The organism is Psychrobacter nivimaris, assembly GCF_904846365.1.
GTDB lineage: Bacteria > Pseudomonadota > Gammaproteobacteria > Pseudomonadales > Moraxellaceae > Psychrobacter > Psychrobacter nivimaris_B.
In genome coordinates this window covers 66401-86123 of the sequence record NZ_CAJHAL010000011.1, presented here as the reverse complement: position 1 = coordinate 86123, position 19723 = coordinate 66401, and the positions used below count along the sequence as shown (strand labels likewise).

The following is a 19723-nucleotide window of genomic DNA, read 5'->3' as shown; positions in this document are numbered from 1 at the left end:
CTGTTCTAGCAGTTACTTCAGCCGTGAAAAACTCTAATAGCCTTCGCTGTGCTTTTTTACTTAGTTTACAACGGGTTATCTTCATAAAAGTAGTCTAGCATAGTGCTTATCTACTACAGCCCCAAAATTAAAGGAGAGAAGCATGCCAAACATCCTGATAGGCGATGACGACGAAGAGTTGACTCAGTTATTGCAAGAGTACTTGGACAATCACGGCATTCGCTGTGACTGCGTGCATGATGGTGCAGCAGTCATACAAAGACTCAAGGCAGTAGCACACGAAGATACGGTCTATGATTTACTCGTACTCGATATTATGATGCCAAAACTGGATGGATTAAGTGTGCTGCGTCAATTACCAAATATTATTGATATTCCTGTCATTATGTTAACGGCGAAAGGGGAGGAGATTGATCGTATTATTGGTCTAGAGCTTGGGGCCGATGACTATATCACCAAACCTTGTAACCCTCGAGAGCTGCTAGCGCGTATCAATGCAGTGATTAAACGTACCAATACGACCGCATCAGAGCATACTCCGTTGCCAGAGAGTCGTTTGCATCTCGATCAAAACCAACGCGCCTGTCAGATAGATGGGGTAACGCTACAAGTCACTGGTACAGAGTTTGATCTACTTGTTGCCTTACTCAAACAAAAAGGGGAAGTGGTGAGTAAAGCATGGCTGTCAGAAAATATCTTGCAGCGTGAGTTGCAGCCGTTTGACCGTAGCCTTGATGTGCATGTATCTCGCTTACGCAAAAAACTTCAACCTTTCCACGATGAACCAATAAAAGCGGTGCGTGGTAAAGGTTATCAACTGGTGCTGTAATGACGGACATATCGATGAAAGCTTCTGGGCAGACCCTCAAAAAAGCACCTAAGTTTAAGGTGCGCATTACCTTGTTTTGGCGTATGTTTCTGAGCTTATTACTGACGATTTTAATCACCTCTGTATTGTCTATCGTGGTAGAGCGCTGGCTGGCTGAAAAAGAGCTGACCTCTCGTATGGATATACAAATCGATAGTCTATTGATAAAGCGTGAAGAGATGGTCGCGGCGCTACGGGCTGGTGATGTAGACTCTGTCAGGCAGATGTATCGTCAAGACCGCCAGCTGATGAATCAAATCAGAGTCTATGATGAGCAGGGCGCTATTATATTCCCGCGTTATCGTGACAAAGACGATCGCGCGCAAGGACAGTTGCAAAGTGGTCGGCGGCTAATGGATCGTGCGATACAACCGTTGCAGCAAATACCACCTAGGCCACCTAGAGTAGAGAATAGCGTTTATGGTCTAGAAGGTCGCAATGCTGACAATAGACTGCGTGAACACGACAATGAAATACCGAAAATTGAGCCGTCTTTTTGGCAAAAATTCCTAAAGCCAAGAACAGCAAGTAGTGCAGCAGTAGCTGATATCGATACTCGTCCTGAACTGGCTGATATGTCTGTTGAATTACCTGATGGTCAGTCAATTATCATACAGTTGCGTCCGCACTTGCGTTTTTCAGACGTGGTAGAGATACAGCACGGTAATTTTCCAATACGTTTGCTATTGATTGTTATCTTTAGCGTATTGGTCTGCATATGGCTCAGTCGTACTTTAACCCAGCGGATTGGCCGTGTACAAAATACTGTACACCGTATGATTGATGGTAATTATCAAGCCAACCCAGAACTGTCCAAGATGGGCGATGATGAGTTGGGGCTACTTGCCAAAGACGTTGCCCATCTCTCGACCAGACTGGTTGACAGTGAGCTGGCACGTAAGCAAATGCTCAGTGATATCTCACATGAGCTGCGTTCGCCGCTTGCTCGTTTGGATGTCGCGACTGAGCTGACTCGAGACTTCGCGCCTAATGCCAATCGTTATCTGGACCGTATCGATAAAGAGTCTACACGAATGAATGAGCTAATTGAGCAAATCATTCACATTCAGTCTCTACAAATGCAGCAATATACCGTCGATAATTTGGAGAGTGAGGCAGTCGATATATCCGACACTATTAGTAATATCGGAGAGGATGTCTGCTTTGAATTTCAACATAAAGACGTGCATTGGCAATGGCAACCGCCTGTAGCCTCAGCGCTAGATGATTTGGCAGGATTTTGGACAGTCCAAGGTAATGCCGAACAGTTGTATAGTGCACTTGAAAATGTTATTCGCAATGCCTTTATGCACACGGCAGCGGGTTCGACAGTGATTGCGGAAGTCAAAGCAATCAAGATGGACAATAAGGCACCAGCCGTTCAAATTAATATAACAGATGAAGGCGGCGGTGTCGCAGACAAAGACTTAGAACGTATTTTCCATCCCTTTGTGCGGCTTGATACTGCTCGGCATCGTGATACTGGCGGCTATGGTCTTGGATTGGCTATTGTTCATGCTGTAGTTATGGCTCATAAAGGATATATCAATGCTCATAATCGGCAAGATGGTATTCAAGGGTTAGTGGTTCAAATAGTGCTACCTAACAGATAAAAAGATAAATAATGTAGAAACAATTTATGTAACCAACATGCGCTTGTCCTGTATTTTTAATGTGTATAAGCGCATATTTAGTAGTAGATAAAAGCTGGCTCTTTTTAAAACCGACGTAATTTATTATAAATAGACAAAAATGAAAAGTATTTATATTCGTTTATATGAATATAACCGACGAACGGTATCAAAATACGGATGAACGGTATTGTCTCTCTGTATATATTCGGTAATACTAATATATACAGAGAGTGATAAAGATTATACAAAACAAAACGTCTTATTCCTTAAAGACTACTACAACTATTATTTGAACAAGGTCTCGTTATTATAAGCTTATAACCCGTTTTATTTTGTCACATCGTCTCTCTGACATAGATCTTATCTCTGATTTTTTAAATCTGACAAGTCTGTAAGGGAGTACGCATCATGAACCGCATCTATAAAGTCATCTGGAATGAAGCCTTAAGTTGTTTTACCGCTGTTGGTGAATACGCCAAGGGACGTGGCAAATCTTCCAAATCTAGCGTTAGCTCTAACGCTACCATCAATACAACGTCTAACGCATCATCAATCAATAGATTACGTCTTAGCGCTATCGGAATAGGGTTGATAGCGGCTGGTTTTACGATGTCGCCGCAAGTTTTTGCAGCAACTGGAGTAGGGGGCGGTGTAGAAATTGGTACAGCTAGTAATTGTAGTACAGCTGCATCCGCAGGGAAGACCGATAGTGTCGCAGTGGGTTGTAATTCTGTTGCAGACTTATCATCTGATACAGCAGTTACTTTTTATCAAAGAAACAACCCTGATAATACGGGTATTGACACTTCTACAGCTTTTAACTCTACCGCGATTGGTACTGGGGCAGTAGCAACCGAAGCAGGTACATCATTAGGGATGAATGCTTCGTCAAGTAATTTAGGAATTGCTTTAGGGATTCAATCAAAATCTGAAAATGTGGCAGCGATTGCAATTGGACCCGCCGCCCTAGCGAAAGGAAATACCTCACTTGCTTTAGGTCGTCAATCTGCAGCGACAGAGGATTTTGCCCAAGCGATTGGTAATGTGTCTTCTGCTACGGGGAAAGGTTCTTTAGCGATGGGTCATTCTGCTAGAGCAGAAGGATACCGCTCGATTGCTATTGGTTCTGCTGACATTAACGGTGCAGATGCTACAGGTACTCAGTCTGGTGTGGTATATCAGACCAATGAGCAGACTCTAGCAAAAGGCAAAGATTCAATGGCTTTTGGTAGCGGTGCGCAGAGTTTACTCGAGGACAGTGTCGCTTTAGGATCAAACTCAACTGCCAATGTCGGTGGTAATGTTGGAGGCTATGTACCAACTGGTGTCAATGGAACTGCTATATTGGCCACAAAAAGTACGACTGGTGCTGTAAGCGTGGGTAGAGTTGCCTCTGGAAATGAAGCAGCGGTTCGTCGTCAGATTGTTAATCTAGCTGCTGGTACCAACGACAGTGATGCAGTGAACGTTGCGCAGTTAAAAGGTGGTATCTCAAGTGTCATTGATCTAGGTCTTGACTTTACAGGTGACAATACAGCGACGACAGTCACTCGCAACCTTGGTGAGCAACTTACCGTCAAAGGCGGTGCAACCACAGCACTATCGGATAATAACATCGGTGTAGTTGCAGATAACATGAGTAACACCTTAAACATTCAGTTGGCTGAAAAATTAACAGGTCTTACTAGTGTGACTACTGGTAATACGGTTGTGAGTAATGGTGGTGTTACCTTCCTTGGTAGCAGCGTAAGCTTAAGCGGTGCTGGTTTAAATAACGGTGGCAACCAAATTACAGGGGTTGCTAGCGGAGGTTCATTAACAGATCCGAATGTTCAGAACAACGCTGCCAACATCGGTGATCTAAACAATGCTATCTCGAACAATAAAACCAAGTACTACAGTGTAAAAAGTGGTGCTACAGGAAATAAAAACAACGATGGTGCACAGGGACCAAACTCTATGGCTATGGGCGGCAACGCCAGTGCTACAGGTGGTCAAGCCATTGCTATTGGTAGTGGTGAGAGTGGTCAGAACACCGTAGCTAGCGGTCAGCAATCTATTGCCATTGGTGCAAACACAGTATCAAAAGGACATTCATCTATCGCCATTGGCGGTGATGATTTAGATGCCGCCTCAAAGGTAAATGGGGTTAATGCGTTATTTAACACTTATACAGGCAGCACAGGCGGTCTTGTTACGGTAGGTGATTATAGTAATCATACTGAATCTGGTGGTGCGGCCTCTGTTGCCATTGGTGTCAAAGCCCATTCCAAAGGCAATCTTTCTACCGCTGTCGGCGTCCGTTCAAGCTCATTAGGTGATGCCTCTTCAGCCTTTGGTATGGGATCGTCAGCAAGTAAAAAGGGCTCAGTAGCACTAGGTGCAGGGTCAACTACACTAACTGATGCAACTGACCAAAAGAAGCTTACTATTGGTAATAAGGATTATTTTTACGCTGGCGCGACCAATGATGAAGGAGCACAGGTCTCTGTTGGCTCAGAAGGAAGTGAGCGTCAAATTAAACATGTTGCTAGTGGTAAGGTGAGTGCATCCAGTACCGATGCGATTAACGGTAGTCAGTTACATGCCACCAATGAGTCTGTTAAAGATTTAAGCACTACGGTTGTGGCTAACAAGACACATTATTATAGTGTTAAAGATGGCGGAACTCCTAAAGCCAACTACAATAATGACGGCGCGATAGGCAATAATGCGATGGCAGCAGGAATAGGTGCTGAAGCGAAAGGTGATCAAGCCACGGCAGTTGGTTATAAGGCGAAAGCTGAAGGCGACCGTTCAGTGGCTTTAGGTGAAGGTGCACAAGCTACTACTTTGACAGGTACTGCTATTGGCTCACGTACGCTCGCTAGTGCAGTACAAAGCACGGCAGTTGGGGTGGGTTCTCATGCAACTAAACAATGGGCCACATCTGTAGGCTTTAGCTCAGAAGCAAAAGGTATTAGCTCTGTGGCTTTAGGTGATCGAAGCGTAGTAGATGGAAAAGAATCGATAGCGATCGGTAAAGGTAATATAGTGAGTGGTAAGAACTCAGTCGCTGTGGGCACTGGCCATACTATTAGTGGTGACAACTCAGGTGCCTTTGGTGACCCTAATATTATTAGCGGCAGCGGCAGTTATGCAGTGGGTAATAACAATACCATCGATGCCGACAACTCCTTTGTATTAGGTAATAACGTCACAATCAACGCCAGTGACAAGCATTCAATCGCTCTGGGTGAAGGTGCTGTAATTAATGGCGAGGATAGTATTGCAATTGGTCGCGGTGCCACTGCTGCGGCCAGTACCAGAAACGGTCTAGCAATTGGTGTGAGATCAAGCTCTGGTAACCATGCTGCATCTTTAGGTGATGATGCTACGTCTGGTAATTACGCAGTAGCGCTTGGCTCTAAGTCCACTGCTCAGATTGGCGGTACGGCTATTGGTCGGGATTCTAGTGCAGTCAGCAATGCCACAGCTTTAGGTCGTGAGGCTATTGCAGGACAGTCAGGTAACGTCGCTTTGGGGCATCAATCCATTACTGCATTACAGCACATCGGCGCTTTTGCCATAAACAATCAACCAGTCGCTGGCTTAACTAGTGGTGCTAATACAGTATCAGTAGGGACTGTGGGTGCTGAACGTCAAATCCAAAACGTGGCACCGGGTATCGTGGATGCTACTAGCACTGATGCCATTAACGGTAGTCAGTTACATGCTACCAATAAAGCGATTGGTGATTTGAGCGGGACAGTTATCGCCAACAAAACCAAGTACTACAGTGTAAAAAGTGATGCTACAGGAAACAAAAACAACGATGGTGCACAGGGACCAAACTCTATGGCTATGGGCGGCAACGCCAGTGCTACAGGTGGTCAAGCCATTGCCATTGGTAGTGGTGAGAGTGGTCAGAAAACCGTAGCTAGTGGTCAGCAATCTATCGCCATTGGTGCCAACGTTGTATCAAGTGGTAACTCTTCTATCGCCATTGGTGGTGATGATTTAGATGCTGCCTCAAAGGTAAATGGGGTTAATGCATTATTTGACACTTATACAGGCAGCACAGGCGGACTTGTTACAGTTGGCGATTATAGTAATCACACTGAATCTAATGGAGCAGCATCTGTTGCCATTGGTGTCAAAGCACAGTCGAGTGGTAATCTCTCTACTGCTGTTGGTGTGCGTTCAAGCTCATCTGGTGATGCATCTTCTGCCTTTGGTATGGGATCTTCAGCAACCAAGAAAGGCTCGGTGGCATTAGGTGCAGGGTCAGTGGCTAATCGTGCTGGTGGTTTGGCAGGTTACATTCCAACAGGCGTAAGCTTAGCAGATGCAGATGCAATCACAAATACTCAAAGTGGCGCAATATCTGGCGCTGTCTCAGTAGGAAGTGGTGCTAAGGGTGGCAATCGTCAGATTATCAATCTAGCAGCTGGTACCAACGATAGTGATGCAGTGAACGTTGCGCAGTTAAAAGGTGGTATCTCAAGTGTCATTGATCTAGGTCTTGACTTCACAGGTGACACTGGTACGGCCACTCGTAAACTTGGCCAAACCCTGAGTATTACTGGTGGTGCAACCAGCGACCTAACGACTGCTAATATTGGTGTCGAAGCGGATGAAACGGGTGGCCTAGTTGTAAAACTAGCTGAGAAAGTCAACCTTGGCGCTGACGGTAGCGTAACTACGGGCAATACACTAGTTAATAATGACGGTCTGACCATCGCTGGTGGTCCAAGCTTTACTACTAGTGGTATAGATGCTGGTGATCAGCAAATCAAAGGGGTATTAAGCGGCGGTCTCCTCACTGATGTAAACAACGAGCTAAATGCTGCAAATATCGGTGATATAAAGACTGCCATTGGTGATGTAACGACCTTAGGTTTTGGTATCAAAGCTGCTGATAATAATGAGGTTCAGAAGAACCTAGGTCAGACGGTTGATATTATAGGCTCTAACAGCAACCTCACTACGCAAATAGACAATGGCAAAGTTGAAGTTGTGCTCAATAACGATCTTGATCTAGGTAACAATGGTAGTGTCAGTACAGGTAATATTGTTGGTGGCACTCAAGTTGATCGCTTCGGCATGATCACAGGTGGTCTAGCGATGGGCGGTGTAACTACAGTTAGTGGGCTTGGTGTGACGGTAACCGGCATCAATCCACTATCCAATGCAACGTTGACCAGTGATGGTCTAAGCATGGCTGGTGGCCCAAGTATTACTAAGTCTAATGGTATCAATGCTGGTAACAAAAAGATTATCAATGTTGATAACGGTGAGGACCCAAATGATGCTGTCAATGTCAGTCAGCTAAGTAGCTCGTCTGCCGCTGCCAGAACCAAAGTTTTAAAGGGAACCAATGTCTCTAGTGTTGATTTCTCAATCGACAGCAATACCGGACAGGATGTCTACACCGTCAATGCCAATGGTACTAGTGTCTCTAGTGGAGATGACAGTGCATTGACAGTTACCGCTGGTGATAAAGGTAATGACAATATCACCGACTACAAAGTAGATTTAAGTGATAAGACTAAAACTAGCTTGAGTCATGCTGACAGTGCCATACAGACACTTATTACTCAGGTCGATGGTGCTGATGATAAGACGTTAACGAAAACGGATAACAAAGCCAACTTCGCCTCAGGTGACAACATTCTACTGACTCGTGAAACAGATGGCAGTATCAAAGTTGCGACTAAAGATAATGTTGAGTTCAAAAAAGTAACTGTGAAAGATGGCGCTAATAGTAGTGTAATCGAAGCCACTAAGGTTACTGTTGGTGGTGCAAACCCAGTGATGGTTAGTGGCGTTACTGGAACAATAAATGGTTTAACCAATAAGACATGGAATGGCAACACTATTGTTTCAGGCCAAGCGGCAACGGAAGACCAGCTAAAACTCGCTTCGACTGCATTAGTTAATAAAGGTATGAAGTTTGTTGGCAATGATGGACAAGTGATTAATAGAATGCTAGGTGAAACTCTAGGTGTCGAAGGTGGTATGACTACTGGAGCTTCTTCTGCAGCCAATATTAAAACCGTTAAGAAAGATAACGGTGCACTAGAAATTCAAATGGCTAAGAACCTAACGGATCTTGACAGCATCACCATCAATGACGGCGGTCCGATTATCAGCAGTACGGGTATTGATATGGGTTCCAACGCTGATGAAGAGGATTACCCAACCAACACAATCACGAACCTTGGAAAAGGTGTCAATGGTACTGATGCGGTGAACCTTGATCAGTTGAATGACGTGACAACGGATCTGACTGACTTAGGTTTCGACATTACTGCCGACAATGCTTCATTAGCGCCTGGTGAGACTAAAGACAAAGTCAAACTTGGTGAGACGGTCAAATACACCAGTACAGATGGCAGTATCGTCACTACAGTGGCAAATAATGAAATCGACTTTGCATTAGGCGACAACCTCAGTGTTGGTGGAGCAGGTCTAGACGGTGAAGATGGTGTAGATGGCTTTATCGGTGTGAATGGTGCAGACGGTCAATCTGGCATTGCCCTTAATGGCGCTGATGGCACAATCGGGCTAACGGGTCCTGCAGCGATAGATGGTGTGAGTCCAACGCTGACCATGCGTCCAGAAATCCGGCCTGGCGACGTATTTGATGATGACACAGACGTCACTCGCTTAAGTTACGAAGATGGTGACGGTAACAGTCATACCATAGCGACGTTAGAAGATGATGGTTTACGATTCTCTGGTAATGACAATCCAACTGTTGGTTATGTCACTCGCAACCTAAACAAGGAGATGCAGATTGTTGGTAGTAAAACAGCTATTGGTACATATTCATCAGGCAATATCAATACGATTGCGACACAAGATGGTGGTATTGAGATTCAAATGGCTGATTCACCGAAGTTTGGTGAGGTAATCATCAATGCTGAAAATACCGGTAAAATCACGGGTCTTGCTGCTGGTGAGGACGATACTGATGCCGTTAATGTCTACCAGCTCAATCAAACCAATTCTACTATCAACCAAGGTCTAGACTTTGGGGGTGACAGTGGTACCGATGTCAACCGTAAACTTGGTCAAAAGCTAACTGTCAAAGGTGGCGATACCATCAATGCTGATCCAGCAACGAAAAACATTAGTGTCACTGCTAATGGTACTGATACCTTGACTATCAGATTGGATAAAGATATTAATCTTGGTAATACAGGCAGCGTTACCACTGGCAATACTCAGGTTAATAATGCAGGCATTACTTTATATAATGGTGATAATAATCAGGTAGCACTGACTAACAATGGTCTGAACAATGGCAACAACAAAATTACCAATGTTGCTGATGGATTGTTGAGCGCTACTAGTAAAGATGCGGTTAACGGTAGTCAGCTGTTTAAGACCAATAACGAAATTGCTAAAGGTATCAAAATTGGTGACGGCAATAGTGCTAATGATCAGCAATTTGCATTAGGCGATACCATCAATGTCACAGGTGATAGCAATCTGACTACTGTCGCTTCTGCGACTGGCGTCCAAGTGAAACTGAATAATCAGTTAGACCTCGGAGATGATGGCAGTATACAGATAGGCAATAGCATCATGAGTGATGCAGGCTTTACCTTCGTTGGAAATGGCGTGAATAGAATGGTTTCGCAGGTTTCATTGAGTAGCCGTGGTCTAGACAATGGAGGCAACACCATTCGCAATGTTGGGGAAGGTGTGCTAAATACGGATGCTGTCAATGTTGGGCAGTTGAAAGATGTAGCCATTGCTTTGGATCAAGGTTGGGGCATCACCGCTCAAGGTGATATCGCTACTATGGTAAAACAAGGAGATGCCGTAGACCTTAGTAGTAAAGACGGTAATATCAAGGTATCTAGGAAATCAGTGAGTGATGTCGTTGCTCTTAATGGTAGTCCATCACTACAAGCTGTAGCCATACCTACCAATGCTAATGACATTAGCTTTGATCTGAACCCAGATATTACTTTGAATAGCGTAACTACTGGTGGTACGGTCATGAATGACGATGGACTGACTATTGCAGGTGGCCCAAGCATCACGAAAAGTGGTATTGATGCCGCTAATACCAAAATTACCAACGTTCAAAATGGAGAAGTTTCGGCAGAAAGCCAGGACGCCATAAACGGCGGTCAGTTTTACGCCCAAGGAGCTGGTATCAGTAGTATTATCGGTGGTGACACTGTTTACAATGCCGAAGATGGTACTTTCACCAACAGTGACATTGGTGGAACGGGTGAAAGCAATATCGATGGTGCGATTGCTTCTATCAGACAAGGCACGATTGAAATTAGTGAAAATGTGCAAATTAACACAGAGAGCATTACCACTAATACAACCAATATCGCGACCAATACGACAAATATTGCTACGAATACCAGCAATATCACGACCAATACTACGAATATCGAAACCAATACGGACAAGCTAAATGCTGGACTCAATTTTGGCGCAGACAGTGGTGCCAATATCAACAAACCAATTGGCGATGAGAGTGTCCTCAGCTTCACTGGTGGCAATAACATCACCACCACAGCAGATGGCAGTAGTATTAAGTTTGACCTAAACGGTAATATCAGCGTTGATAGTGTCACAGTTGGGACAACGGTTATCAATAGTGAGGGCATCAGTATGCAAGATGGGCCAAGTATGACGTCTCAAGGTCTATATGCTGGTAACCAACGTATGACTGGTGTCGCCGATGGGGTCGAAGCAACAGACGCCGTCAATTATAGTCAGCTTAGCGCGCTTGATAGTCGACTCAATAACAATATGAGCGATCTTGGCTACAAAATCGACGAAGTAGAAGACGATGCAAACGCAGGTATCTCAGCTGCAATGGCAATGTCAGCAATGCCTCAGGCTTATATCACAGGTAAGTCATTGATCGGTGGCGGTGTCGGTACCTATAATGGAGAGAGTGCTGTAGCAATTGGTTTCTCTAAATTATCTAATGACGGTCGCTGGGTCATCAAGGTAAATGGTACAGCAGATACTCAAGGCAACGTAGGCGGTGCAGTGGGTGCAGGCTTCCATTTTGATTAACAAAGCCTTTCAATTGTAGTTATCGGTAGGCTATAAAAAAGCAAGACATCCAATGTCTTGCTTTTTTACGGCTTAAAGATAAACAATTAAAGTAATAAAGCTATCGATAAATCATAAGCGCTTGTAAATTGTATCTTACAAGCGCTTATGATTTATAATTAAGACGCTGTTATATTCTAAACATTGCACCATTCGGTGTCAGTCCAACATATGCCATACCTGCTTGATTCATCCAGTGAGGTTGAATAATGCCATGCTGCAAAATAGCATGAATATCTCTATGCGCCCTTTCTATCTTATGCTTTTTATATAGGGAGGCTGTGCCTGCGACTGCGTAAACTTCAGATACCATGTCGCGAGCTTCTCTTGCGCCTCCACAAGACGCTGCCCATACATCGGCAAGCTGTATATCAGTAAAGGTGTTCTTTCGCTGAGATTCTTCCCATAATATATCTACACTTTGATGCAGTTGGGCGCGTTTCGATGCCAGTATTGTTTTACTCTTAGCAATGGTAGCCTGTACCGTTGCACGGTCGCGTAGATCTGGACTCTTACCAGGTGTTATTCTTTCAAGGCACATATCAACCAAGTCATCCATAGCGGCTTTTAATACGCCTAGCGCCATCGCCGCACAGCCAGCAGCATTGATACAACCGATAGGCAGGCGACTGTAGGCAGTATCGACAGCCACAGGACTATCGAAGTCAACTGCATAAGCCTCTTTGACAAAAGCGTCTTTGACAATGATATCGTGGCTACCTGTGCCATTTAGGCCGCCCACATCCCACGTATCAATGATTTTTACGTCTTTTTTAGGAATAAAGAATAGTTTTAAATTTGCACCTGGACCAAGGGTTGTAGGAGAGCCTTCGGAGATAACGAGACAACGTAACACAAACCAGTCAGCCAATTGGCATCCAGAGACGAGTGTCCATTGTCCTGATACCATGTAGCCATTATCTACTGTTTGGGCCACGCCTTCAGGCCGTGCGGAATTGGCATAAATATGAGAGGGGTCGCTATATACCTCTTTCATACTGGACTCATCCAAAAATCGACCGAATGTACAGGCCAAATGGTTGTTCCAAACGATCCAAGCAACGGAGGCCTCAGCACTGGCCAACGTCTCATAAGTTTTTAGCGTTTCTACTGGGTTGCCTGCCCATCCTCCTAACGATTTAGGCAACCCCATTCTAAATAATGCAAATTCTGAAAGTTTATTGACTACCACGGGTGCAATTTTTCTAGCGCTTTCTGTTTCATCTCTAAACATGATTGCTGATGCATAAATCTTGTTTGCTGCATCCGATGGTAGGGTGGTTATTTCTGCTGAGGATATATCATTCATATTGTTCAACCTTATTGTGATGAATAAGACAGTACTTTTTTCTACAGCTGATAAAGTACAAATTTGAGCGATGACAAATACTTATATAAAGAATAACCAACAGCTGCCTACCATACAACTGTTAATATGAATATATTAAAAATTATATTGTAAAAATTGAATAAATAATAATCAATGAGGCAAAGTTAAGCAATTAAGCTAGGAATTAAGCTGTAAAAATAGGTAGGGGTAAAGAATAGCGAAGAATAAAGCTAGACCAAATATTAAGTGTTAATTCTAAGTCACTTAATATTTGGCCGAGAAGATAAATATTCTATAAAGATAGGTATCCTATAAGAACTGTCTTAAATTAGGCATCACGTTTCGGCGCATCAGGCTGCATCATAGGATCCGCATCTGCAAATGCCTTTAGTGTACGGCAATGAGTATCAATGGCGACGATATTGGGATAAGCGCTCAAATCTACTTTGAAGCGGCGAGCAGAAGAGACTTGCGGAATCAAATAACAATCTGCGAGAGTAGGATTGTCCCCATAGCAGAACTGTCCGCGATTGTTATCCGCCGCCAAACGTGTCTCTAAAGCAGCAAATCCTTCACTGATCCAGCGGTTGCACCATGCAATCACATTTTCCTCGTCTACTGACAGCTCATTGCGTAGGTACTGTAAAATGCGGCGATTATTAATTGGGTGGATGTCGCAACCAATCATGGCGCTCAGCGCGCGTACCTGCATACGTCCAGCAGCATCGTTAGGTAATAGTGCGTGCTCAGGGTAGACCTCTTCTAACCACTCCAAGATAGCTGGACTTTGATATAATAATAAATCGTCAGCTTGTAGGACAGGTACTAATCCTTGTGGATTAATTGCTTTGAAGGCAGATTCTAACTGTTCATCCTGTGCCAGATTGATTGCGATATCATCGTAATCTAAGCCTTTTAGGTTCATAGCGATACGAGTACGGTAAGACGTGCTACTACGAAAGTAGCCATAAAGTGTCATCATGATTCATGTCCTTATGTAGATGTGTTTTTATAAAGATAAATATTATGAAGTAAGGTCTGTATCTCACTGGTATTTGATCGAGCAAGTCATTATTGAACAAACCATTATCAAGCAGACCGTCATTAGAAAATAACCAAGCACACCAGAATCGAGCAAATCATGCCAGCAGACAAAACCCTTGTAGACAGTTCTATCACCAATAAAAACCAAAGTGGCGTCCAGTCGCTTGAGATTGGGCTGTCGATACTCGATGTGCTGATCGACCGTAATGAGCCTATGATGCTAAAAGATATCGCTGAAGCCATGCAAATGCACCCAGCAAAATCGCATCGTTACTTGGTCAGTCTCATCCGCAAAAACTATGCGCGTAAACTTGATGATGGGCGCTATGGGCTTGGCGATAGAGTCAATGCATTGGCATCACTAGGACATACTGGACTCAACCAAAACAATCTTTTGGCACGTCTCACGCAAGTGGCTAATGAAATCAAAGACACCTTAAATTGCGGTGTACAAATTGCCAAATGGTTTAGCGAAGGCCCTATTATTATTCAGTCCGTTGAGCCAGACAGTCCGATTAGCATCATTACTCGCATCGGCTCACGTATGCCGCTGACGACATCGGCCACAGGGCAGTTATTTGCCAGTTATCAACCTGATGCCGTCATTCAGCCATTGGTCACAGCTGAATGGCATACGAGTAATACCGCCGCAGATATGGCCGAGAAGTGGCAGCACTTTACCCAGCTACAGGCCAAAATTCGTACTCAAGGCTATGCGACAGTGACGGGCGATATGCTTATGGGGATTAACGCCATTACGATTCCTGTTATATTGCCACAGCTTGCCAATAGTGCTACTAAACCATTCACGAGTAGTGAAAAAACTGATAGTGAAGATTTACCGCTAGAATATGCTATCACTATCATTGGAACAACAGAGCAGTTACCGATGAGTGAGCAACATAACGTGGTTAAGCAAATACTGGCGATAGCACAGCGTTATCAAATTGCCTAGCCAGTATGTAGTGCTATAAGCTAGGGCGTGCCTTCAATTCACGCCATAGTCATCTGATATGTATCCTTTAGACCATACAGGCGCTACTGGCCGCTTTTGCTTTTTCGTATACGTTGTCAGCGTCTAGGCCAGTCGCATTCACTTCATCTAGGTAATGCTGAGAGCCCTCCATCAATGGACCTCTCCAATCTGGGTCGTTGAGTGGATCAGGGATATCAATCATAATATCGCCTTTTTCTTTGGCAGCGGCCATTGCTTTGGCATTGCTGACGTCAAATACTTTAGAAATATGCGCTGCCAGCTCTGCGCCAGAATTGTTATCAATCACTTGTTTGAGGTCGTCAGGCAAACTGTTGTATTTATCCTTGTTCATGCTAATCACAAAGGTGGAGTTATAAAAAGGAATATTGGTGTGCGTATTGATCAGCTCATCAAGGCGAAACGCTTGAATGGGTTGCCAAGTAAAGCTGAGCCCGTCAATGACACCGCGCTGCAGAGAGGTATAGGTATCACTGGCAGGCATGCCGACAGGTGCAGCACCAGTGGCTTCGATAATATGGCTAGCAACCGCAGAAGGTTGGCGAATACGGAGACCTTTCATGTCGGCTGGCGTGCGAATCGGTTTATCAACCGTATGAAGCGCGCCTTGTCCAGTCCCTATCAAAGCGAGCAAATGCGTGTCTTCATACTCATCTTTAATGATACCGTCATCATATAGCTTATGAAGTATACAGCTCTGCTGCTGTGCGGTATTTGTGATACCCGGCAGCTCTACAATTTGCGTTAAAGGAAATCGTCCTGCTGTATATCCTTGCGCTTGCATACCAATATCCACACTACCTTTCGCCGTAGCGTCATAGGTAGCCCCTGGTTTGCTGAGCGTTGCAGAAGGGTAGATCTCAATCTTTAAGCGGCCGTTTGAATCCGCTTCAATTTTCTTTGCCCATGGCTCTAACGCTTCGGTGTTTATATTGTCAGTGGCAGTCATAAAGTGTGAGAACCGCAACGTTGTCACTTCACCTGCATCTGTAGACGCGCCTGTTGCTTGGTCGTTATTGGAGCAACCAGTCATCGCAAGCGAGGCGGCTAAGAGTATTCCTAGAGGGGTTCTTATTTTCATCATAGAGTCCTTTCATGATGGTTAGATATGGTTCGCTATTCATTAATACCTAGGGTATGTCGTCAATTAGCACTTTTATAATTAAAGCGATGATTAACTGATCATTTAAAAAGGCAGTAAACAGAATGACAGGAGAGTTACTCGCCGACAGGAGCAACTTCGCGTGCTTCAGCCAGCTCATCACTATGCAGAAACTGTGTATGTGCAGGAGCACGCTTGGTACGAGACCACTCATCTAGCATGTCTTGCTTGATGGCATCTGTAATCATCGATACTTTGTCTTCTGAGGTTGGATCATCATAGGTCAGCTCGAGACGATGACCGTTGGGATCAAAAAAGTAAATCGAGTGAAAGATGCCGTGATTGGTCACGCCAATGACATCGATGCCTGCATTTTCTAAATGCTCTTTGGCAACGATTAGCGCATCACGGTCCTTAACCTTTAGCGCCAAATGCTGCACCCAGCTTGGGGTATTAGGATCAAAGCCCATCTCAGGTTGATTGGGTACTTCGAAAAATGCTAAGACATTTCCATTACCAGCGTCCAAAAAGACGTGCATATAAGGGTCAAAGGCTTTGGTCGAAGGCACATGATCTTCTGCGAATGCCAGAATAAAATCCATATTTAGATTCTTTTTATACCATTCGACGGTTTCTTTGGCATCTTTGCAGCGATAAGCCACATGATGGATTTTCTCAATTTGAAAGCTCATATCAAACTCCTTTTGATAAGGTGCGTCACTCATTTGGCTGTATTCACATAACGATGAGTAGGTGAATGCATTTGTCTTCCTATCAGCCTGCATGAGAGTTTTCACGCCTATTTTGCTATTTCTCTATCTATGTTATTTCTTAAATACTATTTATCAAAATCAAAGCTCAGTGCTGGTAATACCTTGCCGCGTACTTCACCAAAGCCAACACGGATGCCGTCTTTTTCGCTATAGCCTTTCATGATGACGGTGTCACCATCTTCGATAAAGCTGCGTGTTTCGCCACCTTCAAGCGTGACTGGTTTGGTAGCATTCCAAGCAATCTCTAGCATCGAGCCATAAGAATCAGGCGTTGGTCCTGAAATCGTGCCTGAACCCATCATGTCACCGACTTCAACTTTGCAGCCAGTGATGGTGTGGTGGGTAAGCTGCTGTGCCATTGACCAATACATGTATTTGAAGTTGGTCTCACAAATGATGGTCGCTGTTTCCGCATTTTTAGGTAGTAATTCAACCGATAGATTGATGTCAAAGCTGTTGTCGCTCGATTTTTCATTTAAATAAGCGAGTGGCTTGGGTTCTTGTGTTGGACAAGCTGTTTTGAACGGAGCCAACGCATCCATGGTGACAATCCAAGGAGAAACCTCGGAGGCAAAGGTCTTAGCATTAAATGGACCTAAAGGCACGTATTCCCATTTTTGGATATCTCGTGCTGACCAATCATTGAGCAACACCATGCCAAAGATATGATCAGCGGCATTATCTACGGCGATTGGTTGACCGATATGATTGCCTTTACCAACAACAAAGGCGGTCTCTAGCTCAAAATCCAAGCGCTTACAGGCAGAGAAGATAGGGCGGTCGTCAGGGCTAGGCTTTAGCTGACCGGATGGACGCACGATATCAGTTCCACTGACGATGACGGTGCTGGCGCGTCCGTTATAGCCGACAGGCATTTCGGTCCAATTAGGTAGCAGGGCGTTGTTTGGATCGCGGAACATGGTGCCGACGTTGGTCGCGTGCTCTTTCGATGAGTAAAAATCGGTAAAGCCCGGTACTTGCACTGGCAAATGCATGGTGACGTCTGCTTGCTTAAACAGGACTTTGTTCTGTAAGTCTGCATTGTCACGTAGGGTGTCATTGTCGCTAGACAGCAGTGTCTGAATCGTCGTACGTGCTTGCGTCCAATTGTCTCGACCAGAATCAATAAAAGCATTTAGAGTGAACTGGTCAAAATACGGACCACCGTTCAAACTTAATAATCCTTCGGCTTCGAGTACAGATAGATCCAGTACATGCTCACCGATGGCAACGCCTGCACGGCGCTTGCTATCACCAGCAGCGTCGTTGGTCTCGCTAAAGATGCCATAAGGAAGGTTGTGAATAGAAAAGTCAGAGTCAGCAGCGATATCGATAAAAGAGGTGAGGGTGCTGTCAGTCGTTGACATGATTTGCTCCTTGCTAATATACATTATGAATTACGTTATAATTAATTACTTACGTATAATGTAATTTATTGATATATGGATTGCAAGTTTTTTGTGCAATGTCTTTTGTGAAAAGGCTGCTTTGAAAAGTGGTTGTCGTTGTTTTGACTAAACGGTTCTGACTAGATGATTTTAATAAAATAGTTTTGACGAAATAATTTTGATTAAATACTAGGCATAAAAAAAGGCCGAGCAATCGCTCAGCCTTTATTATCCGCGTTTATTTTTTATCAAGTTACATATTGAGTAACATGGCTTACGTGGTTTAATCAGTCTTTTAAGACGTCTGCCATGGCATTAGCCACATAGTCGATGTTACTGGTATTTAGGCCAGCCACACACATACGTGAGTTAGATACCATATAGATCCCAAACTCAATCTGTAAACGCTCGACTTGCTCAGGCGTGAGACCAGTAAAGCTAAACATACCATTTTGACGAGTGATGTAATCAAAGTTACGGTTAGGGATTTTAGCTTCTAATACCGATTTTAGCTTTAGGCGCATCGCTTTGATACGGTCGCGCATCGCATAAACTTCGCCAACCCACTGCTCATGTAGTGTTTCATCGTTCATAACGATATCGACCACACGTCCACCATGTGATGGCGGGCTTGAGTAGATACGGCGTACGGTCGCATTTAGCTGACCGAATACGCGCTCGGTTTCGTCTACGGTTGGGCATACAACTGATAGGCCACCGACACGCTCACCGTATAGCGATAAGTTTTTAGAGAATGAGTTGCTAACAAACAATGGCAAGCCCATCTCAACCGCTTTACGAATAGCGTAAGCGTCGCTGTCCATGTCTTCGCCAAACCCTTGATAAGCGATGTCCATGAATGGAATCAGCTCACGCGCCTTCACGACGTTGAGTACAGTATCCCATTGCGCTTGAGTCAAATCCATACCGGTTGGGTTATGGCAGCATGGGTGTAGCAAAATGACGTCATTTTTGTTTAATGTTTCAAAAAACGCAATCATTTCATCAAATTTGATGCTGCTGTTGGCTTTGTCGTAGTACGGGTATTTACCCACTTCTACATCAGAGCCTTCAAAGATAGCGATATGGTTGCCCCATGTCGGATCGCTCACATAGCATTTGGCTTGTGGGAACCAGTCATGGATAAATTCAGCACCAACTTTCAACGCGCCAGAACCACCGATTGTAGCGATAGTAGCGACCAAGCCGTCCTTTAAAATCTGGGCGTCTTTACCAAATAGTAATTCCTGACAGCCTTTACGGTGACCTGGCAGGCCTGCCATTGGCAGGTATGGACGCGGTGCGATAGGATCAGCAATACGCTCTTCGGCTGTTTTTACACAGTCGAGTACAGGCAATACGCCATTCTCATCATAATAAATACCAATACCTAAATTGACCTTGTTAGGATTGCTATCTGCTGAGTATTTTTCCATAAGACCTAAGATTGGATCACCAGCGTAATAATCGATACGTTCAAACATGCCATTTCCTTATAAAAATATAAAT

At 44.3% G+C, this 19723-nt stretch carries 10 protein-coding genes and 1 pseudogene; 4 read left to right on the top strand and 7 right to left on the bottom strand.

The window, feature by feature from the left end; all coding sequences use genetic code 11:
- Nucleotides 1-85 (bottom strand): annotated as a pseudogene (locus tag JMX63_RS06570) (IS1595 family transposase); the annotation flags it as partial.
- Nucleotides 86-142: 57 nt separating this feature from the next.
- Here JMX63_RS06570 and JMX63_RS06565 point away from each other — a divergent pair.
- From JMX63_RS06565 to JMX63_RS06555, 3 genes are all read left to right on the top strand, one after another.
- Nucleotides 143-829, top strand: a complete 687-nt coding sequence (locus JMX63_RS06565; RefSeq protein WP_102090591.1) for a response regulator transcription factor — start codon at nucleotides 143-145, stop codon at nucleotides 827-829.
- 14 nt (nucleotides 830-843) lie between these two features.
- Nucleotides 844-2481 carry a sensor histidine kinase gene (locus tag JMX63_RS06560; protein ID WP_201571680.1) on the top strand — a complete coding sequence of 546 codons (1638 nt, stop codon included), beginning with the start codon at nucleotides 844-846 and terminating at the stop codon, nucleotides 2479-2481.
- Between the two features lie 429 nt (nucleotides 2482-2910).
- Entirely contained in the window at nucleotides 2911-11544 is an 8634-nt protein-coding gene (locus JMX63_RS06555; protein WP_201571678.1) for a YadA-like family protein, read from the top strand.
- A gap of 169 nt (nucleotides 11545-11713) precedes the next feature.
- On the opposite strand, the gene JMX63_RS06550 is transcribed toward JMX63_RS06555, so the two are convergent.
- Together JMX63_RS06550 and maiA are read right to left on the bottom strand one after the other, a co-directional pair.
- Nucleotides 11714-12892: an acyl-CoA dehydrogenase family protein gene (locus tag JMX63_RS06550; protein WP_201571676.1), complete on the bottom strand. Its 1179-nt coding sequence runs from the start codon at nucleotides 12890-12892 to the stop codon at nucleotides 11714-11716.
- A 349-nt stretch (nucleotides 12893-13241) separates the two neighbouring features.
- Entirely contained in the window at nucleotides 13242-13892 is a 651-nt protein-coding gene (gene maiA, locus JMX63_RS06545) for a maleylacetoacetate isomerase (protein WP_201571684.1), read from the bottom strand.
- 162 nt (nucleotides 13893-14054) lie between these two features.
- Here maiA and JMX63_RS06540 point away from each other — a divergent pair, with 162 nt between their 5' ends.
- Complete coding sequence (locus JMX63_RS06540; protein WP_201571674.1) at nucleotides 14055-14912, top strand: IclR family transcriptional regulator; 858 nt, start codon at nucleotides 14055-14057, stop codon at nucleotides 14910-14912.
- Nucleotides 14913-14979: 67 nt separating this feature from the next.
- Here the strand turns inward: JMX63_RS06540 and JMX63_RS06535 are convergent, their stop codons facing one another.
- From JMX63_RS06535 to JMX63_RS06520, 4 genes are all read right to left on the bottom strand, one after another.
- The gene (locus JMX63_RS06535; RefSeq protein WP_201571672.1) at nucleotides 14980-16032 is read right to left on the bottom strand and encodes a TRAP transporter substrate-binding protein; all 1053 of its coding nucleotides are present in this window, start codon (nucleotides 16030-16032) and stop codon (nucleotides 14980-14982) included.
- 137 nt (nucleotides 16033-16169) lie between these two features.
- Nucleotides 16170-16745 (bottom strand): VOC family protein, encoded by a 576-nt coding sequence (locus JMX63_RS06530; protein WP_201571670.1) that lies wholly within the window; start codon nucleotides 16743-16745, stop codon nucleotides 16170-16172.
- Between the two features lie 146 nt (nucleotides 16746-16891).
- Nucleotides 16892-18193: a fumarylacetoacetase gene (gene fahA, locus JMX63_RS06525; protein ID WP_201571668.1), complete on the bottom strand. Its 1302-nt coding sequence runs from the start codon at nucleotides 18191-18193 to the stop codon at nucleotides 16892-16894.
- A 308-nt stretch (nucleotides 18194-18501) separates the two neighbouring features.
- A complete protein-coding gene (locus JMX63_RS06520; protein ID WP_201571666.1) occupies nucleotides 18502-19698 on the bottom strand; it encodes an amino acid aminotransferase in 1197 nt (398 codons plus the stop codon).
- Nucleotides 19699-19723 lie beyond the last annotated feature (25 nt).